This window comes from Arthrobacter sp. CC3, from assembly GCF_039907775.1.
Taxonomy (GTDB): domain Bacteria; phylum Actinomycetota; class Actinomycetes; order Actinomycetales; family Micrococcaceae; genus Arthrobacter.
Genome location: NZ_JARCCY010000009.1, coordinates 90,267 through 107,323, shown reverse-complemented (window position 1 = coordinate 107,323; position 17,057 = coordinate 90,267). Strand labels below are relative to the sequence as shown.

The 17,057-nt window shown below is 67.0% G+C and carries 16 protein-coding genes and 1 tRNA gene; 4 read left to right on the top strand and 13 right to left on the bottom strand.

Annotated elements, in window-relative coordinates; all coding sequences use genetic code 11:
* Positions 1-49: 49 nt before the first annotated feature.
* From PV761_RS07605 to benA, 6 genes are all read right to left on the bottom strand, one after another.
* Positions 50-2,971: an AAA family ATPase gene (locus tag PV761_RS07605; RefSeq protein ID WP_347895621.1), complete on the bottom strand. Its 2,922-nt coding sequence runs from the start codon at positions 2,969-2,971 to the stop codon at positions 50-52.
* Positions 2,972-2,995: 24 nt separating this feature from the next.
* Positions 2,996-4,534, bottom strand: coding sequence for an aromatic acid/H+ symport family MFS transporter (locus PV761_RS07600; protein ID WP_347895616.1), 1,539 nt, complete (start codon positions 4,532-4,534; stop codon positions 2,996-2,998).
* A gap of 80 nt (positions 4,535-4,614) precedes the next feature.
* On the bottom strand, positions 4,615-5,436 hold the full coding sequence (locus tag PV761_RS07595) for a 1,6-dihydroxycyclohexa-2,4-diene-1-carboxylate dehydrogenase (RefSeq protein ID WP_347895614.1): 822 nt from the start codon (positions 5,434-5,436) through the stop codon (positions 4,615-4,617).
* Positions 5,433-6,485 carry a benzoate 1,2-dioxygenase electron transfer component BenC gene (benC, locus tag PV761_RS07590; protein WP_347895612.1) on the bottom strand — a complete coding sequence of 351 codons (1,053 nt, stop codon included), beginning with the start codon at positions 6,483-6,485 and terminating at the stop codon, positions 5,433-5,435. Before benC ends, PV761_RS07595 begins: the two co-directional genes overlap by 4 nt.
* A gap of 23 nt (positions 6,486-6,508) precedes the next feature.
* On the bottom strand, positions 6,509-7,051 hold the full coding sequence (benB, locus tag PV761_RS07585; RefSeq protein WP_347895610.1) for a benzoate 1,2-dioxygenase small subunit: 543 nt from the start codon (positions 7,049-7,051) through the stop codon (positions 6,509-6,511).
* Between the two features lie 26 nt (positions 7,052-7,077).
* Positions 7,078-8,454 carry a benzoate 1,2-dioxygenase large subunit gene (gene benA / locus PV761_RS07580; protein WP_347895608.1) on the bottom strand — a complete coding sequence of 459 codons (1,377 nt, stop codon included), beginning with the start codon at positions 8,452-8,454 and terminating at the stop codon, positions 7,078-7,080.
* A 263-nt stretch (positions 8,455-8,717) separates the two neighbouring features.
* On the opposite strand from benA, the gene PV761_RS07575 reads away from it, so the two are divergent.
* The 3 genes from PV761_RS07575 (at position 8,718) to catC (ending at position 11,140) form a co-directional block, all read left to right on the top strand.
* Positions 8,718-9,827 carry an enolase C-terminal domain-like protein gene (locus PV761_RS07575; protein ID WP_028270116.1) on the top strand — a complete coding sequence of 370 codons (1,110 nt, stop codon included), beginning with the start codon at positions 8,718-8,720 and terminating at the stop codon, positions 9,825-9,827.
* Positions 9,828-9,900: 73 nt separating this feature from the next.
* The gene (gene catA / locus PV761_RS07570; protein WP_347895704.1) at positions 9,901-10,764 is read left to right on the top strand and encodes a catechol 1,2-dioxygenase; all 864 of its coding nucleotides are present in this window, start codon (positions 9,901-9,903) and stop codon (positions 10,762-10,764) included.
* 91 nt (positions 10,765-10,855) lie between these two features.
* The gene (gene catC, locus PV761_RS07565; protein ID WP_347895606.1) at positions 10,856-11,140 is read left to right on the top strand and encodes a muconolactone Delta-isomerase; all 285 of its coding nucleotides are present in this window, start codon (positions 10,856-10,858) and stop codon (positions 11,138-11,140) included.
* A gap of 61 nt (positions 11,141-11,201) precedes the next feature.
* Here catC and PV761_RS07560 read toward each other — a convergent pair whose 3' ends face one another.
* Positions 11,202-11,369: a hypothetical protein gene (locus tag PV761_RS07560; protein ID WP_197024910.1), complete on the bottom strand. Its 168-nt coding sequence runs from the start codon at positions 11,367-11,369 to the stop codon at positions 11,202-11,204.
* 81 nt (positions 11,370-11,450) lie between these two features.
* On the opposite strand from PV761_RS07560, the gene PV761_RS07555 reads away from it, so the two are divergent.
* The gene (locus PV761_RS07555) at positions 11,451-12,419 is read left to right on the top strand and encodes a helix-turn-helix domain-containing protein (protein ID WP_028270113.1); all 969 of its coding nucleotides are present in this window, start codon (positions 11,451-11,453) and stop codon (positions 12,417-12,419) included.
* Here PV761_RS07555 and PV761_RS07550 read toward each other — a convergent pair.
* The 6 genes from PV761_RS07550 to PV761_RS07525 all read right to left on the bottom strand — a co-directional run bounded on the left by PV761_RS07550 (position 12,416) and on the right by PV761_RS07525 (position 17,003).
* Positions 12,416-12,721 carry a protealysin inhibitor emfourin gene (locus tag PV761_RS07550; protein WP_028270112.1) on the bottom strand — a complete coding sequence of 102 codons (306 nt, stop codon included), beginning with the start codon at positions 12,719-12,721 and terminating at the stop codon, positions 12,416-12,418. The genes PV761_RS07555 and PV761_RS07550 overlap by 4 nt on opposite strands.
* A gap of 63 nt (positions 12,722-12,784) precedes the next feature.
* Positions 12,785-13,828 carry a M4 family metallopeptidase gene (locus PV761_RS07545; protein ID WP_347895603.1) on the bottom strand — a complete coding sequence of 348 codons (1,044 nt, stop codon included), beginning with the start codon at positions 13,826-13,828 and terminating at the stop codon, positions 12,785-12,787.
* Positions 13,829-13,943: 115 nt separating this feature from the next.
* Positions 13,944-14,016 (bottom strand) — tRNA-Arg (locus PV761_RS07540).
* 87 nt (positions 14,017-14,103) lie between these two features.
* A complete protein-coding gene (locus PV761_RS07535; protein ID WP_347895702.1) occupies positions 14,104-15,615 on the bottom strand; it encodes an oxidoreductase in 1,512 nt (503 codons plus the stop codon).
* A gap of 5 nt (positions 15,616-15,620) precedes the next feature.
* A complete protein-coding gene (locus PV761_RS07530; RefSeq protein WP_347895601.1) occupies positions 15,621-16,493 on the bottom strand; it encodes an FAD:protein FMN transferase in 873 nt (290 codons plus the stop codon).
* A 57-nt stretch (positions 16,494-16,550) separates the two neighbouring features.
* A complete protein-coding gene (locus PV761_RS07525; protein ID WP_347895599.1) occupies positions 16,551-17,003 on the bottom strand; it encodes an FMN-binding protein in 453 nt (150 codons plus the stop codon).
* Positions 17,004-17,057 lie beyond the last annotated feature (54 nt).

The window sequence follows — 17,057 nt, the reverse complement described above, 5'->3', positions numbered from 1 at the left end:
TGCGGCCGGGGCCGCCCGCTGTGTTCAGTGCCGGCACGTCCCCGGCCGGCTACGTGCCGGTCTCCGGCAGCCTGCCCGGGTAGGCAGCAGCCAGTCCCGAGCGCGAGGTGATCCGCAGCTTGGCGTAGATCCGGGTCAGGTGGTACTGCACGGTCTTGACCGAGACGTAGAGTTCCGCCGCAGCCTCCTTGTTGCTCAGGCCGGAAGCCACGAGGGCCGCCACGGCCTTCTCCTGTTCCGTGAGGTCCTCGGTTCCCTGCACTGTGGCGGCCCCGCTGGAGCCCGCGCCGCCGGAGCCCACGCCGCTGGCCCGCATTTCACGGGAGCAGCGGTCCACATAGGCCTGGGCTCCCAAAACGGCGAACAGCTCACGGGCTTCGGCGAGGACGGCTGCGGCTTCCCGGCGCTTGCCTGCCCGGCGGAACGCCTGGCCGTAGGCGAACTTGACGCGTGCACGCGCGTACGGCATCGGCAATCCGTCCAGCCGGGCGAGGCCGCCCTGGAAGCTGCTGCGGGCGGCCTCCAGGTCTCCTGCGGCGGCCTGGATCCTCCCGCGGACGTAGGCCAGCCGTGCCAGGGTGGAGCGGTGCCCGCGGCTGGCGGCCAGCTCTTCATGCGGAGCGAGGAAAGCATCGGCTTCGGCCACCCGGCCCACCATCACCAGGGCATTGGCGTAATGGTCCTGCCACGGCCAGAAACCCGGCTCATCAATGCCCGCGTCGCGCTGCATCCGCAACACCGGCAGCAGCGCGCGGATGACGCCGTCGTAATCGGCCTTTGTTTCAGCGACCTGTGCCCGTGCAAGGCACGACGGCAGCAGCATGGTGGCGTAGCTGTCGGCGGCGGCGGCCCCGCGTTCCAGATGGTGCTCCGCGGCGTCCCAGTTGCCGCGCAAGGCATGGATCTGGGCTCCGCTCCAATGCAGCAGCGGCCGGAGGAGTTCGATCCCGGACTCCTCCTGCAGGCCAACGGCATTGTCGACGGTCTGCAGCGCGTCATCCCAGGCGCCCAAGGCGAAATCCGCCCGGGCCAGCCAGCCCTGCGCCCACAGCGAAATGCGCTGTGATCCGTGGGCGAATTCGGTGGGCACTGCCCCCGCCAGCTCGGCCCGGGCCTCTTCGACCCGGTCCCGGGCAAGGTGCAGCCAGCCCTTGCCCATGTCGGTCCGCTGGCGCTGGGCACCCGCCTCGGGGAACCTGTCCGCGTCCTGGTAACTCTGATCGGCCTCGGCGTAGCGGCCCATGGCGCCCAGTCCGAGTCCTTCGATGGCCTGCGCCTCCACCGCAGGCGCGCTTCCCGGAGGAGAGTGCCTGCGTGCCCGCTCTGCCCACATCACCAGGTCCTTCCCGTGGAAGCGGGCCAAGGCGTGCAGGACCTGCCGCTGGCAGATGCTGCCGGCCGTGCCGGCACCGGAAGCGGGGTCGACGGCGGTCCAGGCCTTCTGCAGCAGGGCCTCCGCCTGCGCTGGACGGCCGCGCAGGATGGCCAGGTAGCCCCGGACCGCATCGCTGCCCGGGCCGGGGGCGAAGGCCTCCAGGGCGTCCAGCGCCGCGACGGCCCGGGGGAGCTCGCCTGCGCCCACCATGGCATCGACTGCCCTGATCATCAGTGCTTCGCGATCCGCAGGCAGCGGACTGAGCCGTGCTGCCTGGGCGAAGGCGTCAGCCGCCCGGTGCCAGGCACCGGAGGCCGCAAAGCCTTCGGCTGTTGATCGGAGTTCCGCTGCCAAGGAAGCATCGGGCAGCAGCGCTGCCGCGGCGCGGTGTTTCAGCTGCTGGACCGGTGTGGGCAGGATGCCGGCGGCGGCGGTGTGGAGGGCGGCACGGCGGCCCGGGCCGAGCTGCCCGTACACGGCCGCGCGGAGTACCGGCTGTGGAAAGGCCAGCCAGGTTTCGGCTCCGGTCATGCTCAACCGCAGGAGGCCGGCCGCGTCAGCGGGGTCGAGGGCGGCAACGGCGTCCGTCACTCCGGCCAGCTCCGCTGCCAGGGCGAGCCGTGACCGGATTCCCAGGACGGCTGCCGCCTCCGTCAGCGCAGCAGCCGCCGCCGGAAGGCGGCGCAGGGTGGCCGCCACCGAGGCGACACATTTCTCGGGTGCCGGAAACGTCTCCGGGCTCCCGGACCAGACGGATACCGGGAACTGTTCCAGCAACGGGAGGATCAGCGCCGGGCTGCCGCCCGTGTGTTCCACCAGCATGCGGGCGGCCGACGCCGGGAGGCCGGCTCCGGCGGAGCCGTCCCACATCGCCGCAACCTCGTCCGCGGTCAGCGGCTGGAGGTGGATGGCTGCGGCCCGGTGCAGCTCCGTCAGGGCGGTCAGCCCGGACCGCAGTTCTGTGTATTTTGACTCCTCTCGGCTACGTGTGTTCCCTGTGTTTCCTGTGATTTCGGCGCTTTGGGTGGGCCCGGCATCCGGGTCGAGGCACACGATGGTCAACAGCGGCAGCGGACCTACCCTGCGGAGTGCGTACAGGAGTGCCTGTTGGGAGGGAACGTCCGCCAGATGGAGGTCGTCCACCCACACGATCAGCATTCGGCCGTTGGCGGCCAGCCGGTTGAAGGCGGCGAGGAGCATGTCGCCATGGCGCCGTACGCCATCGGCGGGGCGGGCGGAAGGTTCAGAGGTGCCAGCGCCTGCGTCTGGCCCCGGGCCGGTGCCCGTGCCCGTGTCCGGGCCGGTGTATGTGCCCGTATCTGTGCCTGGGCACGGTGCGAGCAGTTGCTCGACCACCCCGAAGTCCCGGTGCGTTTCCCAGAGCGCCCCGGCGGCAGTGAGCACAACGGTGCCCTCCCGGGCGGCGTCCGGATGCCCGAGGAAGGCGCGGGCCAGGGCGGTCTTGCCCATGCCTGCGGCGCCGGTGATCACAGCCTGGGCGGGCGCGCCGCAGCGGGCGGACTCGAGCAGGTCCAGCAATTGCCGGCCCTGCCGTGTCCGCCCGCTCGGGAACTGTCCGGCGTCGTTGTCAGGCATGGTTCCTAAGGGTATCGGACCCGGTCACGCTCCCCAGTGCCCCGAACCCTGGGGAACGGATTCCTGGGGAACGGATTCCTGGGGAACGGATTCCTGGGGAACGGATTTCCGGGGAGCGGAATCCTGGGGAACAGGCACCTGTTGAACATCGGCGCGGCCGCTTCCGCCGTCGACACCGGAGCTTCGGTGCCGGCGGACGAAGACGGTGACCACGCCGCCGGCCAGTGCCACCGCGGCAAAAACGATGAATGCCACGTTGCTGGGTGCTTGGGCGCTGATCAGGAAGCCGCCGACGAGGGGGCCGAAGATGCCGCCGAGCCGGCCGAATCCTGCGCACCAGGCGACGCCGGCACCCCGCGCCGGAGTGGGGTAGTAGTTGGAGACGAACCCGTACACGAGCACCTGGGTGCCCAGGCTCCCCACGCCGGCGAAGGCTACGGCAACCAGCAGGACCGGCAACGGGAAGTCGAAGGTCAGCAGGACCAGGGCGCCGGCGGCGATGACGAACGTGGTGGCAACAATGGCGCGGGGCCCGAACCGGTCGGCCGACCGGGAGGCGACGAGCCCGCCGATGACCGCGCCGGCATTCAGGGCCAGGAGGAAGGTGAGCGAGTATGTCTTTCCGTAGCCGTGCTGTCCCATGATCTCCGGGAGCCAGGTGTTCAGGCCGTAGGTCAGGAGCAGCCCGCAAAAGCTCATGAGACCGAGCAGAATGGTGGGCGTGCGGTAGTTCCCGCTGGCCAGGGCAGCGAATCCGGCCAGCTGGCGGCCGCCCCTGCCGACCGCCGGGGGCGGCGCCACGGTGCCGGCGCCCGCTGCCTTGCCGGTTGCCTGGCCTGTTGCGTTGCCCGTTGCCTTGCCTGGGGCCGGGCCGCCTGTCGCCGGGTCTTCCAGCGGGATGCCGGTCTTCACGGACAACCGGATGGCGTCCTCCGTGCGTCCCCGGGCCAGGAGCCACCTGGGCGATTCCGGCAGCTTGAAGTACGCCAGCGGGAACAGGATGACCAGGGGGAGGGCGCCGATCATGAACAGGCCCCGCCAGTCGGTGACTCCGCCCAGCATGATGGCGAGGAGCGACGCCAGCAGGCCGCCGGCAGGCACTCCCGAGTAGACGATCGCGTTGTAGAAGTTGCGCTTCCCGGCGGGGGCAAATTCGGCGACGACGGCGCCCGCCGTCGCGACGAGGGCACCGACGCCGATCCCGGTGAGGAACCGGAGGATGCCGAAGGCCGGGACGCTGGCAGCCATGGCGGTGAAGGCCATCCCAAGAGAGAACCAGACGATGTTGATGAGCATCATTTTGCGGCGGCCCAGGAAATCGCCCACCGCGCCGGCGGTGAGGGCTCCCACCATGACGCCCATCAGCGCATAACTGCCGAGCGCACCTGCCTGGGCGGCGTCCAGCGCGCCGAGCTGGGACGGGTCCCTGAGAAGCGACGAGACCACGGTTCCGTAGACCACGAGGTCGTAGCCGTCGAACAGCAGGGCAGCCGCAGCAACGGCTATCACCCAGCGGACGGTCTTCTTGGGGGTTGCATCAGTGGATGCGGATAGAGCGTTCATAGTGGGCTCCAGTGCTTGGGCCGCGTCATTGCGGCCGGGCGGGTTTTTGCCGGGGGTGCTGCAAAAAACGTTGGGCCGAGTCAGCCCAGGTCGCCTCCGGCGACGGCCAGGACACTGCCGGTGATGTACGAAGCTTCGTCCGAGGCCAGGAACACGATGGGGCCGGCCTGTTCGTCAAGGGTGCCGTAACGCTTCATGAGCGAGGAGTCGATGGTCTGCTCCACGATCTGCCGGTACCAGGCCTTTTCCGTCTCGCTCTCGGGCCGGGGTCCGCGGGCCACCTTGCGCGGCGGCGCTTCAGTGCCGCCCGGAGCAGTGGCCACCACGCGGATTCCGTGCGGGGCGGCCTCAAGGGCCAGCGCGGCCGTGATGGCTTTCACGCCGCCCTTGGCCGCGGCATACGGCACGCGGTTGACGCCGCGTGTGGCCACGGAGGCTACGTTCACAATCACGCCGCCCTGCTGGCTGATCATGTGCGGCATAACGGCCCGGCATGTCCACAATGTGGGGAACAGCGAGCGCTGGATTTCCAGGCTGATCTGCTCCGGCTCGTAATGTTCGAACGGCTTGGCCCAGATGGTGCCGCCCACGTTGTTGATCAGGACGTCGATCCGTCCGTGGCGGGCCAGCGCAGCGTCGATGGCGGCGCCGGCCCCGGCGTAGCTTTCCAGGTCCGCAGTGACGGCGGACGCGGAGCCGCCATCCGCCGCGATCTGCCCGGCGGCGTCATGGACGAGGTCGGCGCGGTCTACCAGGACGGTGTCTGCTCCCTCGGCCGCGACGCGTGCTGCGACGGCCCGCCCGATGCCCTGGGCAGCCCCGGTCACCACCACAACCTTTCCGGCGAACCGGCCCGGGCTGATGGCCCGGGGCCTGCCGCCGGCGAGGTTTGCCGGGTTCAAGCGACGGCTCCCGTGAGTGCGGGGGCTGCCGCGGGGCTGCCGACGGCAAAGCGCTCGTAGTAGAAGTTGGCGGGTGTGATTCCCTGGACGTCCCAGTACTTGCGGACGGCGTCCACCATGGCGGGCGGACCGCAGAGGTAGACGTCCACGTCGCCGTCGTTCAGTTGAGCGGCGGTGATGTACTGGGTCACGTACCCTTTGTTGACGGCGGCGCTCGCCGGATCGGCCACGCAGAAGTCGAAACTGAAGTTCTCGATGGCGCCGGCGTACTGCTGGAGCTTGTCCAGCTCCACGAGGTCCTTGTCGAAGGTGACGCCGTAGGCGAGGTGTACGGGATAAGCAGGGGCTTCTTCGAGGCCGGTGGCGATCTTTTCCAGCATGGACAGCAGGGGTGCGATTCCGGTGCCGCCGGCCAGCATGAGCACCGGCCGTTTGATGTCGCGCAGGAAGAAGCTGCCCATGGGCCCGGTGAGCGGGATGGTGTCCCCGACCGCGGCGCGCTCCTTGAGGTAGGTGGTCATGGCGCCGTCAGGAGCCGTGCGGATGAGGAACCGGAGTTCCTCGGCGGACGGGCCGCTGCTGAATGAGTAAGAGCGGGCTGCCTCTGTGCCGGGCACGGCGAAGTTCATGTACTGGCCGGGGAGGAACTTCAGGTCGCCGCGGTTCTCCAGGCTGAGCGTGAGTGCGGCGGTGTTGTCCGCGAACCAGGTCAGGTCCCTGACGGTGCCCTGGAACGCCGTGGCGCCGGCTTTGGCCATCTCGGACGTGCCGGCGATCTGCAGCACAAGGTCGGTCTCCGGGACCATCTGGCAGGGGAGGCAGAAGCCCTTCTCGGCTTCGTCGTCGGTGAGGGCCTCCTCAATGTAATCGCCGCCGTCGTACTTGCCGGATTCGCAGAAAGCCTTGCAGGTGCCGCAGGCGCCGTCGCGGCAGTCGAACGGAATGTTGATGCGGTTCTTGTACGCGGCGTCAGCAACGGTCTCGTATTTGTTCGCGGTCACAAACCGTGTGACGCCATCCTCGAAGCTGAGGGCAATCTGGTAACTCATGGGGGCTCGATTCGTTCGAAAAATCAGATGTGGTAAACGTCCACGATGTGGTGGATGTAGTCGTTCTTGAGGACGACCTTCTTCTTCGTGATCACCGGCTGCGTGCCGGAGTAATCGATCGTGTAGAACGAGGTGCCGAAGTACGGATCGATGTTCTGGTACCGGTAGTAGAGCGTGTGCCAGTTGAACCTAATGTCCACGTGCTCGCCGTGCCAGCCGATGACCTCAACGTTCGTGATGTTGTGGCCCGTCCGCGGTTCGGGGAGGCTGGTTGCGCTGGAACGGTCCGTCTTGATCCGGAACACGCGGTCCTCAAGGCCGCCGCGGTTGGCGTAGTAGATCAGTGAAATTTCGCGCTGGGGGTCGCTGGTTAGCTCGTCGTCGTCGGCCCAGGCAGGCATCCAGAACTCTGCCTCGGGGTGGTAGCAATCAAGCCAGCGGTCAAACTCGCGGTCGTCCAGGAACCGCGCTTCGCGGTACAGGAAGGCGCGGATTTCCTCCAGCGTGGCGAGGCCGCCTGCAGCCTCGGAAGCGTCCGGGTTTGCGACGTCGGTGGTCTGGGTCATGGGGTTCTCCTCGGTCTCGTTCCGGTCTAGTTCCGGGTTGCAGCGTCTGCTGCTTCGGCGGCATCGGCGGTTGCCGCCTTGCGCATGGTCTCCACCCAGTAGCCGTGCTGGATCGGATAGAGCCCTTCATCTTCAGTCCGGGCACCGCTGGAGATGGGCTTGAGGCCGATGACCTCGGCGTTGGCGTCCGGGCCCTGGATCTGGTGGGTGACGCCACGGCTGAGGTCGTTCCAGGGCGCTGCGGTGGCCAGGTAGGTTTTCTGGCAGGAGCGGAATTCCTCAAGGTCATCCGGGGTGGCCATGCCGGAGGCGTTGAAGAAGTCCTCGTACTGGCGGATGCGGCTGGCCCGTGCTTCGTCGCTTTCGCCCTTGGGCGCGATGCAGTAGATGGTCACTTCTGTCTTGTCCACGGAGATGGGGCGGAAGTGCCGGATCTGCGAGCCGAACTGGTCCATCAGGTACACATTCGGGTACAGGCAGAGGTTGCGGGAGATGTTGATCATCCAGTCGGCCTTGGCCTCGCCGTACTTCTCCACGAGCTCGTCGCGGCGGTCGAACAGCGGGCGGTTGCTGGGGTCCAGCCATTCGGTCCACAGCAGCAGGTGGCCGTGGTCGAAGGAATAGTAGCCGCCCTTCTGTTTGGCCCAGCCGCCGGCATCCATGTTCTTGGTTTCGTTGGCCGACTCGCCGGTGGTGCGGCGTGCGGTGGTGGCGGCGTAGTTCCAGTGCGTGGCGGACACGTGGTAGCCGTCGGCGCCGTTTTCGGCCTGCAGTTTCCAGTTGCCGTCGTACGTATACGTGGATGCGCCGCGCAGCACTTCCAGGCCGTCGGGGGACTGGTCCACGATCATGTCGATGATCTTGGTGGATTCGCCGAGGTGGGCTTCCAGGGGCAGCACGTCCGGGTTGATGCTGCCGAACAGGAAGCCGCGGTAGCTTTCGAACCGGGCCACCTTGGTCAGGTCGTGGGAGCCGTCCTTGTTGAACTGTTCCGGGTACCCGGCGTCGCGGGGATCCTTCACCTTGAGCAGCTTGCCGGTGTTGTTGAAGGTCCACCCGTGGAAGGGGCAGGTAAACGTGGTGCGGTTGTCTGTCTTGCGCCGGCACAGCATGGCGCCGCGGTGGCTGCACGCGTTGATCAGGGCGTTCAGTTCGCCCTGCTTGTCGCGGGAGATGATGATCGGCTGGCGGCCGATGTACGTGGTGAAGTAGTCGCCCACGTTGGGGATCTGGCTGTCGTGGGCCAGATAAACCCAGTTGCCTTCGAAGATGTGCTTCATTTCGAGCTCGAACAGGTCTTCGTCCGTGAAGATGCTCCGCTTGGCGCGGAAGATGCCGTTCTCGTGATCCTCCACAAGGGCCTGGTCGAGGTGGGCTTGGATGCCCGCCAGGGTCTCTGTCATGTTGGCTCCTATCGGTATCGGGCGGCGTTGCCCGGATCGCCGGGCTGCAGTGCCCGGCGGACCGCCGAATGATCGGTCGGTCAAAGGTGAGTGGACCCCACTCTGCCAGCGGGTGGTGCACGTCACACTAGGCATTTGCCTAGGTTTGACTAGGCGGCTATTCAGACTTTCAGCGTCTGAAATTGGCGTAATTGAGTATTTGTTGGATGCCAAATTCGGCCCTACGCTGTTGAAGCAACAACCACCCGGACCGGAAGGCTCCCGTGAAAATCACTGCCATCGAGGCGATCCCGTTCGCCATTCCGTACACGAAGCCCCTGCGCTTCGCCAGCGGCGAGGTGCATACCGCGCTGCACGTCCTGGTCCGGGTCTTCAGCGACGACGGAATCGTGGGTGTGGCCGAGGCGCCGGCCCGCCCGTTCACCTACGGTGAGACGCAGGAATCCATCGTCGCGGCGATCCGTACTCTGTTCGCGCCGTCGATTGTCGGCATGTCCGTCATGGACCGTGAAGCCATTCACGCGGTAATGGACAGGACGGTGGGCAACCCGACCGCGAAGTCAGCCCTGGACATGGCGCTCTGGGATGTGATGGGTAAGACCCTCGGCCAGCCCGTGACAGCCCTGCTGGGCGGTTTTTCGGACAGCATGCGGGTCAGCCACATGCTCGGTTTCGCCGAGCCCGCCAAGATGGTGGCCGAGGCGGAGCGCATGCGCGGGACGTACGGGATCACCACCTTCAAGGTCAAGGTGGGCCGGAAGCCCTTCATGCTCGACGTTGACGTCTGCCGGGCCCTGCGGGAAGGCCTTGGCGGGGACATCGAGCTGTACATCGACGGTAACCGGGGCTGGACGCCGTCGGAGTCCCTCCGGGCACTCAATGCCATGGCGGACCTTGACCTCACGCTTGCCGAGGAGTTGTGTCCCGCCGATGACGTGCTGGGCCGCAAGTGGCTGGTGGAGCATTGCCCCGTGCCGTTCGTGGCGGACGAAAGCGCCACGACGCCGGGCGAAGTTACCCGTGCGCTGCTCTCCGGCGCCGCCAACGCTGTCAGCATCAAGACAGCACGCACGGGCTTTTCGCACTCGCAGCGGGTGCTGTTCCAGTGCGACGGCCTCGGTGTGGAGGTGGTCATGGGCAACCAGATCGACGGCCAGCTCGGCACGCTCTGCACCGTCACGTTCGGGGCTGCCTATAAGTCCACAACGCAGCGCGCGGGGGAGTTGTCCAACTTCCTGGACATGAGTGACGACCTCCTGGCCGTACCGCTGGAAATCGTGGACGGCAGGCTCCTTGCCAGGCAGACTCCCGGGATCGGGATCGAGATCGATCCGGAGAAGCTGGCCAAGTACCGCCTTGACGACCCCCGCTGAACCCAAGAACCCAAACCCCGCAACCATGGCGCCCGCACCGCAGCCGGCGCCGGATGAAGAAAGTGAGTCAATGATGACAACCGAACTCAGCGAATTTGATGCCAAGGCTGCCGAATCCGGCAGCCTCGCCACCGAGCGTTTCCGCGACAGCGGCAAGACGGCGGCACTCGACGTTCCCCAGGAACGGGTGTCCCTGCTGGCCAACGAGGTCCTGGGCGCCGTTTACGAGACCATCCGCAAACACAAGGTCACCTATGACGAGTTCAACGCCCTGAAGTCCTGGCTGATCAGCGTTGGCGAGGACGGCGAATGGCCGCTGTTCCTGGACGTCTGGGTGGAGCGTGTGGTTGAAGAGGTATCCACGGAGGACCGTGAGGGCAACAAGGGAACCATCGAGGGGCCCTACTACGTTCCCGGCTCACCGCAGCTGGCCACTCCGGCAACGCTGCCGATGCGCGAGGACGAGGGCGGCACCCCGCTGCTGTTCCAGGGCCAGGTCCGTGCCGTCGACGGCACGCCCCTGCCCGGAGCCCACGTGGAAATCTGGCACGCGGACGACAACGGCTTCTACTCCCAATACGCTCCCGGCCTGCCCGAGTGGAACCTGCGCGGCACCGTGGTGGCCGACGCCCGCGGCAACTTTGCGCTGAACACCGTCCAGCCCGCGCCCTACCAGATCCCCACCGACGGCGCCTGCGGCAAGCTCATCGCCGCCGCCGGCTGGCACGCCTGGCGCCCGGCGCACCTTCACCTGAAGGTATCCGCCCCCGGCTACCAGCTGCTCACTGCGCAACTTTACTTCGAGGGGGACCATCACCTGTCCGACGACATCGCCTCGGCGGTCAAGCCGGAACTGGTCCTGAGCCCGGCAGCACGCGACGGCGGCGCCGGCAATGAAGTTACCTACGATTTCGTGTTGGACGCCGAGCGCGCCTGACCGGCAGGAAGCCCGGCTGCCAGGCGGCAGCCGGGCCGACAAACACAACGGGTCCGCCAATACGGGCCCGTGAACAGGAAGGGAAGTTCCAGTGCTTTTCGCAGTGCGTATGGACGTCAGCATTCCGCAGGACATGCACGGGCCGGCCAAGGCGGAACTGCTCGCCGCCGAAAAAGAGTATTCGCAGGACCTGCAGCGCAAGGGCGAATGGCGGAGCATCTGGCGCTGCGTGGGTGAATACGCCAACATCAGCATTTTCGACGTTTCCGGTAACGAGCGGCTGCATGAAATTCTTTGGGGGCTGCCGCTCTTCCCGTACATGACGATGGATATCACGCCGTTGGCGGTGCATCCCTCCGACATAGCCCTCGGCTAAGGGAGGCATCAACGCTAAGAGGGACCCGGCTCATTCCTGGGCCGGGTCCCTTCGTGGTTGCTCAGTAGTTCCGCAGGGTGTAGCTGATGCTCGGAAGGTCCAGTGCAGACCAGTCGCGCTCTGAACGTTCGGGAGGCGTGTGGCCCCGTCCGTCCTTGAGGAGTGCGGCGATGGTCGCCGACAGGATGACGAGCAACAGGACGATGAGTGCAACTCCGATGGTTTCCATGCCTCTATGTTTCTCCGGTTGCCGGCAGCAAAACAGTGGCAGAAATGCCCAAAAAGCTATAATTTCTGCCACAATGGAAGCATGCTCAAATCAGTGGCAGTGATCGTTGTTCCCAACTTCTCCATCTTCGAGTTCGGGACCGCATTCGAAGTGTTCGGCATCGACAGGTCGGCCCGGGGGACCGGTGTGCCGGCGTTCGATTTCCGCGTCTGCACGCCGGAACCGGGCGATGTCCGGCTCAAGTCCGGGCTGTCCATGCACGTCGAGCTGGGGCTGGAAGCGGCCGCCGATGCCGATCTGGTGATCATGGCTCCCTACGGCCACGACCAGGATGTCCCGGAAGAAGTGCTGGATGCACTCCGCGCGGCCCATGCCCGCGGCGCCTGGGTGTTGTCCATCTGTTCCGGCGCCTTCGCCCTGGCGCGTGCCGGCCTGCTCGACGGCCGGCGGTGCACCACGCACTGGCACTATTCCCCGGAACTGGCCAGCCGCTACCCGGCGGCACTGGTGGACGAGAACGTCCTGTACGTCCAGGACGGCCGCATCATTACCAGCGCCGGCACCGCAGCCGGCATCGATGCCTGCCTTCACCTGGTGAGGGTGGAACTCGGTGCCGGCGTGGCGGCCAGCATCGCCCGGGACATGGTGGTCCCGCCCCATCGCGACGGCGGGCAGGCCCAGTTCATCGACCGTCCGATCCCTGCCTGCGGCTCACAGCCCATGGAGGAACTGCTGCAGTGGATGGTCCGGAACCTGGAGCAGGACCACACCGTCAACGAACTTGCCGCGCGGGTGCACATGTCGCCGCGGACGTTCGCGCGCCGCTTCCGGTCCGAAACGGGTGCCACCCCTGCAGCCTGGCTCAACTCCCAGCGCGTGCTGCGGGCGCAGGAACTCCTGGAATCCACCGAACTCAACATTGACGAGATCGCCCGTGAGTCGGGCTTCGGACACTCAGTGCTGCTCCGCCACCACTTCGGCAAAGTGCTGGCCACGAGCCCGCAATCCTACCGGCGGGCGTTCCGCGGCCACCTCGAACCTGCCCTTTAGCGCCCTGCGTCCGGGGTGCCGTTCCGGGCGGCTTCGGCCGCTGCCCGGGTATTGTCGACGAGGACCCGCCACGGGCCGGTGAGGGCCTGCTCCGGAAGGGTGGCGCGGTGCTGGCCGGCCTTGATGGAGTACATGAACCTGTCCGGCTGGCCGCCGGCTTCAGCGGAGCGCGGAACGGCATCCCAGGGGCACGCCTCAACGAGCGGACCCCAGCGGCTCTTGTCCGAGGGGGTGGTGGCCTGGACGCTCCATACCCGCTTGAGCGCAGCAATCCCGCCGCTGCGCTGGACAGTGATCTTCATGGCCTGGTTCCTGTGCTTCCGTTACTGCCTGGTTGCCGGCTGACCCCTCCGGCGGCGTTCCAGTTACAGCTTTACCTTCACAGTTTCCCACGCCTTCCGGACGGCGTCATGTTCCGGTGAAGCAGCACCGAACAGTTCCGCCGCTGACGCGGCGGTGGCCTTGGCGAACCTGGTGAACGTGGCGTTGGCCGGGAGGGAACCGCCGGTGAGCGTGTCATACCAAATGCGGCCCGGGGTCTCCCAGGCGTTGCCGCCAAGAGCCGAGGCCACGAGGTAGAACGCCCGGTTGGGGATGCCGGAGTTGATGTGCACCCCGCCGTTGTCCGCGCTCGTACGGACATAGGAGTCCATCGAGTCCGGCTGGGGGTCCTTGCCCAGCACGTCGTCGTCGTACGCGGTGCCGGGAGCCTTCAGCGACCTCAGGGCCGCGCCTTGCACCTGGTCCGTGAACAGGCCTTCGCCGATCAGCCAGCTGGCCTCCGCAGCCGTCTGCTGCGCGACATACTGCTCCACGAGTGCGCCGAACACATCCGAGAGCGATTCGTTGATGGCACCGGCCTGGTTCCGGTAGACGAGACCGGCGGAGTGCTGCGTGACGCCGTGCGCCAGTTCGTGGCCGATGACGCTCAGGGAACGGGTGAAGCGCTGGAATATTTCGCCGTCGCCGTCGCCGAACACCATCTGGTGTCCGTCCCAGAAGGCATTGTCGTAGAGCTTGCCGAAGTGGACGGTGGCATCAAGCGGCAGTCCCTGGGCGTCAATCGAATTCCGTCCGAAGGCCTCGGCGTAGAGCCGGTGGGTGTGGCCCAGGCCGTCGTAAGCCTCGTCCGCCGACGTGTCTCCCGTAGCGGGTTCCCCCTCCTTGCGCACCAGCTGCCCGGGCAGGGATTCGGAGGTCTTGGCGTCATAGACCGTGCGGTTCGGCGGCCCGGGCTGGAGCTGCCGGACCCCGGATGGAACCGCAGGCAGCGGATGCGCCCGGGTTGCCTGGATGGTCCTGACATGGAGCAGTGCTTCCTTCGCCGCCCGGGCCACCTTGTTCAGGCGGGGTTCGTCCTGAGCCGCCAGGCGCCGCAGCATGTAGGGCGGAATGATGGAGCAGTACATAAAATGTCCCCTTTACTCGTCGGCGATGGAAACAGCCTACGAGGGGGTGCCGACATTGCGGCGGGACACGCTATAAGCAGGAAACCCCGCCAGCTGGGCTGGCGGGGTTTGTCTGTGCCCTCGATAGGATTCGAACCTACGACCTTCTGCTCCGGAGGCAGACGCTCTATCCCCTGAGCTACGAGGGCAGTCAGGGTTCCTGCCGTTGCCGGCGGGACGTCCTAGAGCTTAGCAGGAAGGTGGCCCCCAAAGGAAAATCGGGTCCACATCGGCGCTCAGTAGCCCGCGAACGAGTCCGTACGGATGCGCCGCGCACCGGCGCTGCGGGCGGCGGAGCGCAGTGACCGCACGCTGGCGGGCGAGCCGGAAACGAACACGTCGCGCGAGGCAATGTCCGGAACAAGTTCCTTGAGCGCCGCGCCGTCGAGCCGCGCCGGCGGGCGGGAAACCTTGCCGGCGTCCTCCATGAACGGCGGCGGTGCAGAGCCGTCGGAGAGCCTGGCGATAACCCGTGCACCGGACTGCTCCAGGGTGTCAGCGTAAGCGAGTTCCGCCGTCGACTTGGCCAGGTACAGCAGGACGACGTCACGGTTCTTAGCCGCGCCTGCGGCGAGCTGGGCCAGGTAGGGCGTGATGCCGATGCCGGCTGCAACCAGCAGGACCGGCCCGGTCTGGCCGCGGGGCAGGACGAAGTCGCCGCCCACCGCCGTGGCAGTCACCGAGTCCCCGGGCTGCAGCGCCAGCAGGGCGCGCTTGGCGGCGGACACCGGTTCGGCTGTGCCCACGCCGATGGTCACGTCCCGGGCATCCGGGGCGCTGGTCAGGCTGAAGACCCGGCGCCAGCCCTTGCCGTCGGAGTTGGCATGCGGCAGGTGCAGTTCCATGTATTGTCCCGGCGCGAACCTGACCGCGCGTTCGGGCCGGAAGCTGAATTCCGTGGTCGTCGGCGTGAGGGGCCGCGATTCCTGGAAATTGAGGCGGATGCCGCCGCGCTGGCCGGCCAGGAAGGCAATCAGGTTCCCCGTCAGCAGGGCCAGCTCCGGAGAGTTGGCCACGAAGCCCAGGTTGTAGGGGACGGCAAAGACCACGCCGACGACGGCGGCGAGCGCCAGCTGCTGCCAGCGCCGGGGCGGCAGGGTCAACGGTTCGGTCAGCATAAAACCCACGAAGAACAGCACGGGGCGCTGTGCCAGGGGCTGCCACAGCGCCTGGCCCGTGGACATGCCGGCCCGGAGCAGCTCAGTGGTCACGATCGACACCGAAACCGCCGTGAACACGGCACCCATGAGCATTTTCCGGGTGCGGTAGAGGACCAGCAGGATGCCCGGGACGATGAGGAAAAGCATGGCGGGGGTGGCCGCCCACCACGTGGCGATGTTCAGGCCGGTCAGCCCGGCCGCAAATGCCCCCGCGGCGGCCGGGTTGAAGATGTGCCTGCCGCGCCAGGCCAGGGCGTATTTCGAGGCCGATGCCAGGACGCAGGCGATCGCGACGCCGGCAATATCCAGCATTTTGAAACTGGGCCAGAACAGGAAGTACAGCAGCAGGCCGGTGATCAGCGAGGATTCCGAATGCGGCCGGACCTGGAACAGGGCAGCCAGCCCGCGGTTGGAGGCGTAGGTGAGTCCCAAGGAGAGCGCCAGATGAGTGAGCATCTCCGGGATGCCGAACGTGAGCCAGCCCAGGACATTGAGCAGCAGGCTGTATGCGGCCAGTATCGCAAGCACCCACAACACCAGGCGGTACATGGTGAAGCGGTTCAGGGACGTGTCCACCCGCTGGATCATCGAACTCATTCGAACAGCACTCCTTCGAAGCCTGCTGAGTAGGCGGCACTTCCGTCCGAGAAAACCGTAAGCCAGGAAAATCCAAAATACTGCTGAAGCGCCTTCCCGGATACGAAGAACAAAGCTGTGGCCAGGGCATCGGCCGTCATGGCGTCCTCGGCCAGCGCCCAGGTGGCCACCACGGTTCTGACCGGCGACCCGGTGGTGCCGTCCAGCACGTGGTGCAGCCCGTCGCCCCACGCCCGGCGGTTCGCTGCCGAGGCGCACAGGGCGCCCGCGCCCAGGCTGATGGTGCCGATGGCCCGGCCGGGATCGTACGGATGCTCCAGTGCCACGGTCACCGGTACCGGTCCGGAATTGAGGAGGTCGCCGCTGGCATCGATGAAGTGTTCGCCGGCGCCCTGGGACCGGAGCTCCGCTGCGAGCAGATCGGCCAGCTGCCCCTTGCCGGCAGCGCCGACGTCCAGCACCACGGGAGCCGTTGTGGTCAGCACGGCATCGTCCCAGTCCAGGACGTCGTCCCACCGCGGGGCGGGAACGGGTGTCCCGCGGGACCGGAGCGAACAGTCCGGGCCGTATCCGAGCTGCTCCAGGCTGACGCCGATCAGCGGCGTCATGGCGCCGTCAGTCAGACGGTAGAGGCTGCGGTACAGGCGGCCCAGTGCGCCTGCACCGTCCGGCATCCGGAAGCGGCCGGGCTCCCTGGCCGCCTGCGCGACGGTCGAGTCCGCCCTGAAACGGGACCACGCGGCGTCGTACTTCTCCACCACGTCGAGCAGCCGGCGGCGCTGGCTGCCGTCCAGGGTGACCGGCGTTGAAATCTCCCAGCTGGTTCCGATTCCGTCGAAACTGAACGCTGCCCAGCCCGGGTGCGGCACGTTGTCTCCTCTTGACGCGGTATGGGGCGGCTGCTGCGCTGTTGGTACGGGCGCGGCCTACTGGGCCTCGGATTTGATCTTCTCGACGGCCTGGTTGAAGCCGCCGCTGGTGAGGGATGAACCGGCTATTTTCGAAACATTCAGCTCATCCAGGTTCTTGCCCACGATCTGCGCCGCGATACCGCCGGCGAACTCGCCCTGGAACTTGCGGGTGTTGGGGTTGGAAGGATGCTGGGTGATGTTCACGCCGGACACTGTGCCGCCGGACAGCGTCAGCTCAACGCCCACAGTTTCGGTGCCGTTGGGGGAGACGTAGTTTCCGTCGGCGCTGTAGGTGCCGTCCTTGTAGCCGGACGCGGCCGACGACGAGGTGCCGGCTGCCGGGGCGCTGGACGAGGGAGCGGATTGGGCTGCGGGTGCCTGGGCGGACGGCGCGCAACCGGCCACGGTTCCGATCAGGGACATGCCGGCGATGCCGACGAAGACGCTCTTACGTACCGGGAAGCTCATGCGGGGGCTCGTTTCGTAGGGTTGCGGGCAGATGCGTGCCGGGCTGGTACCGGC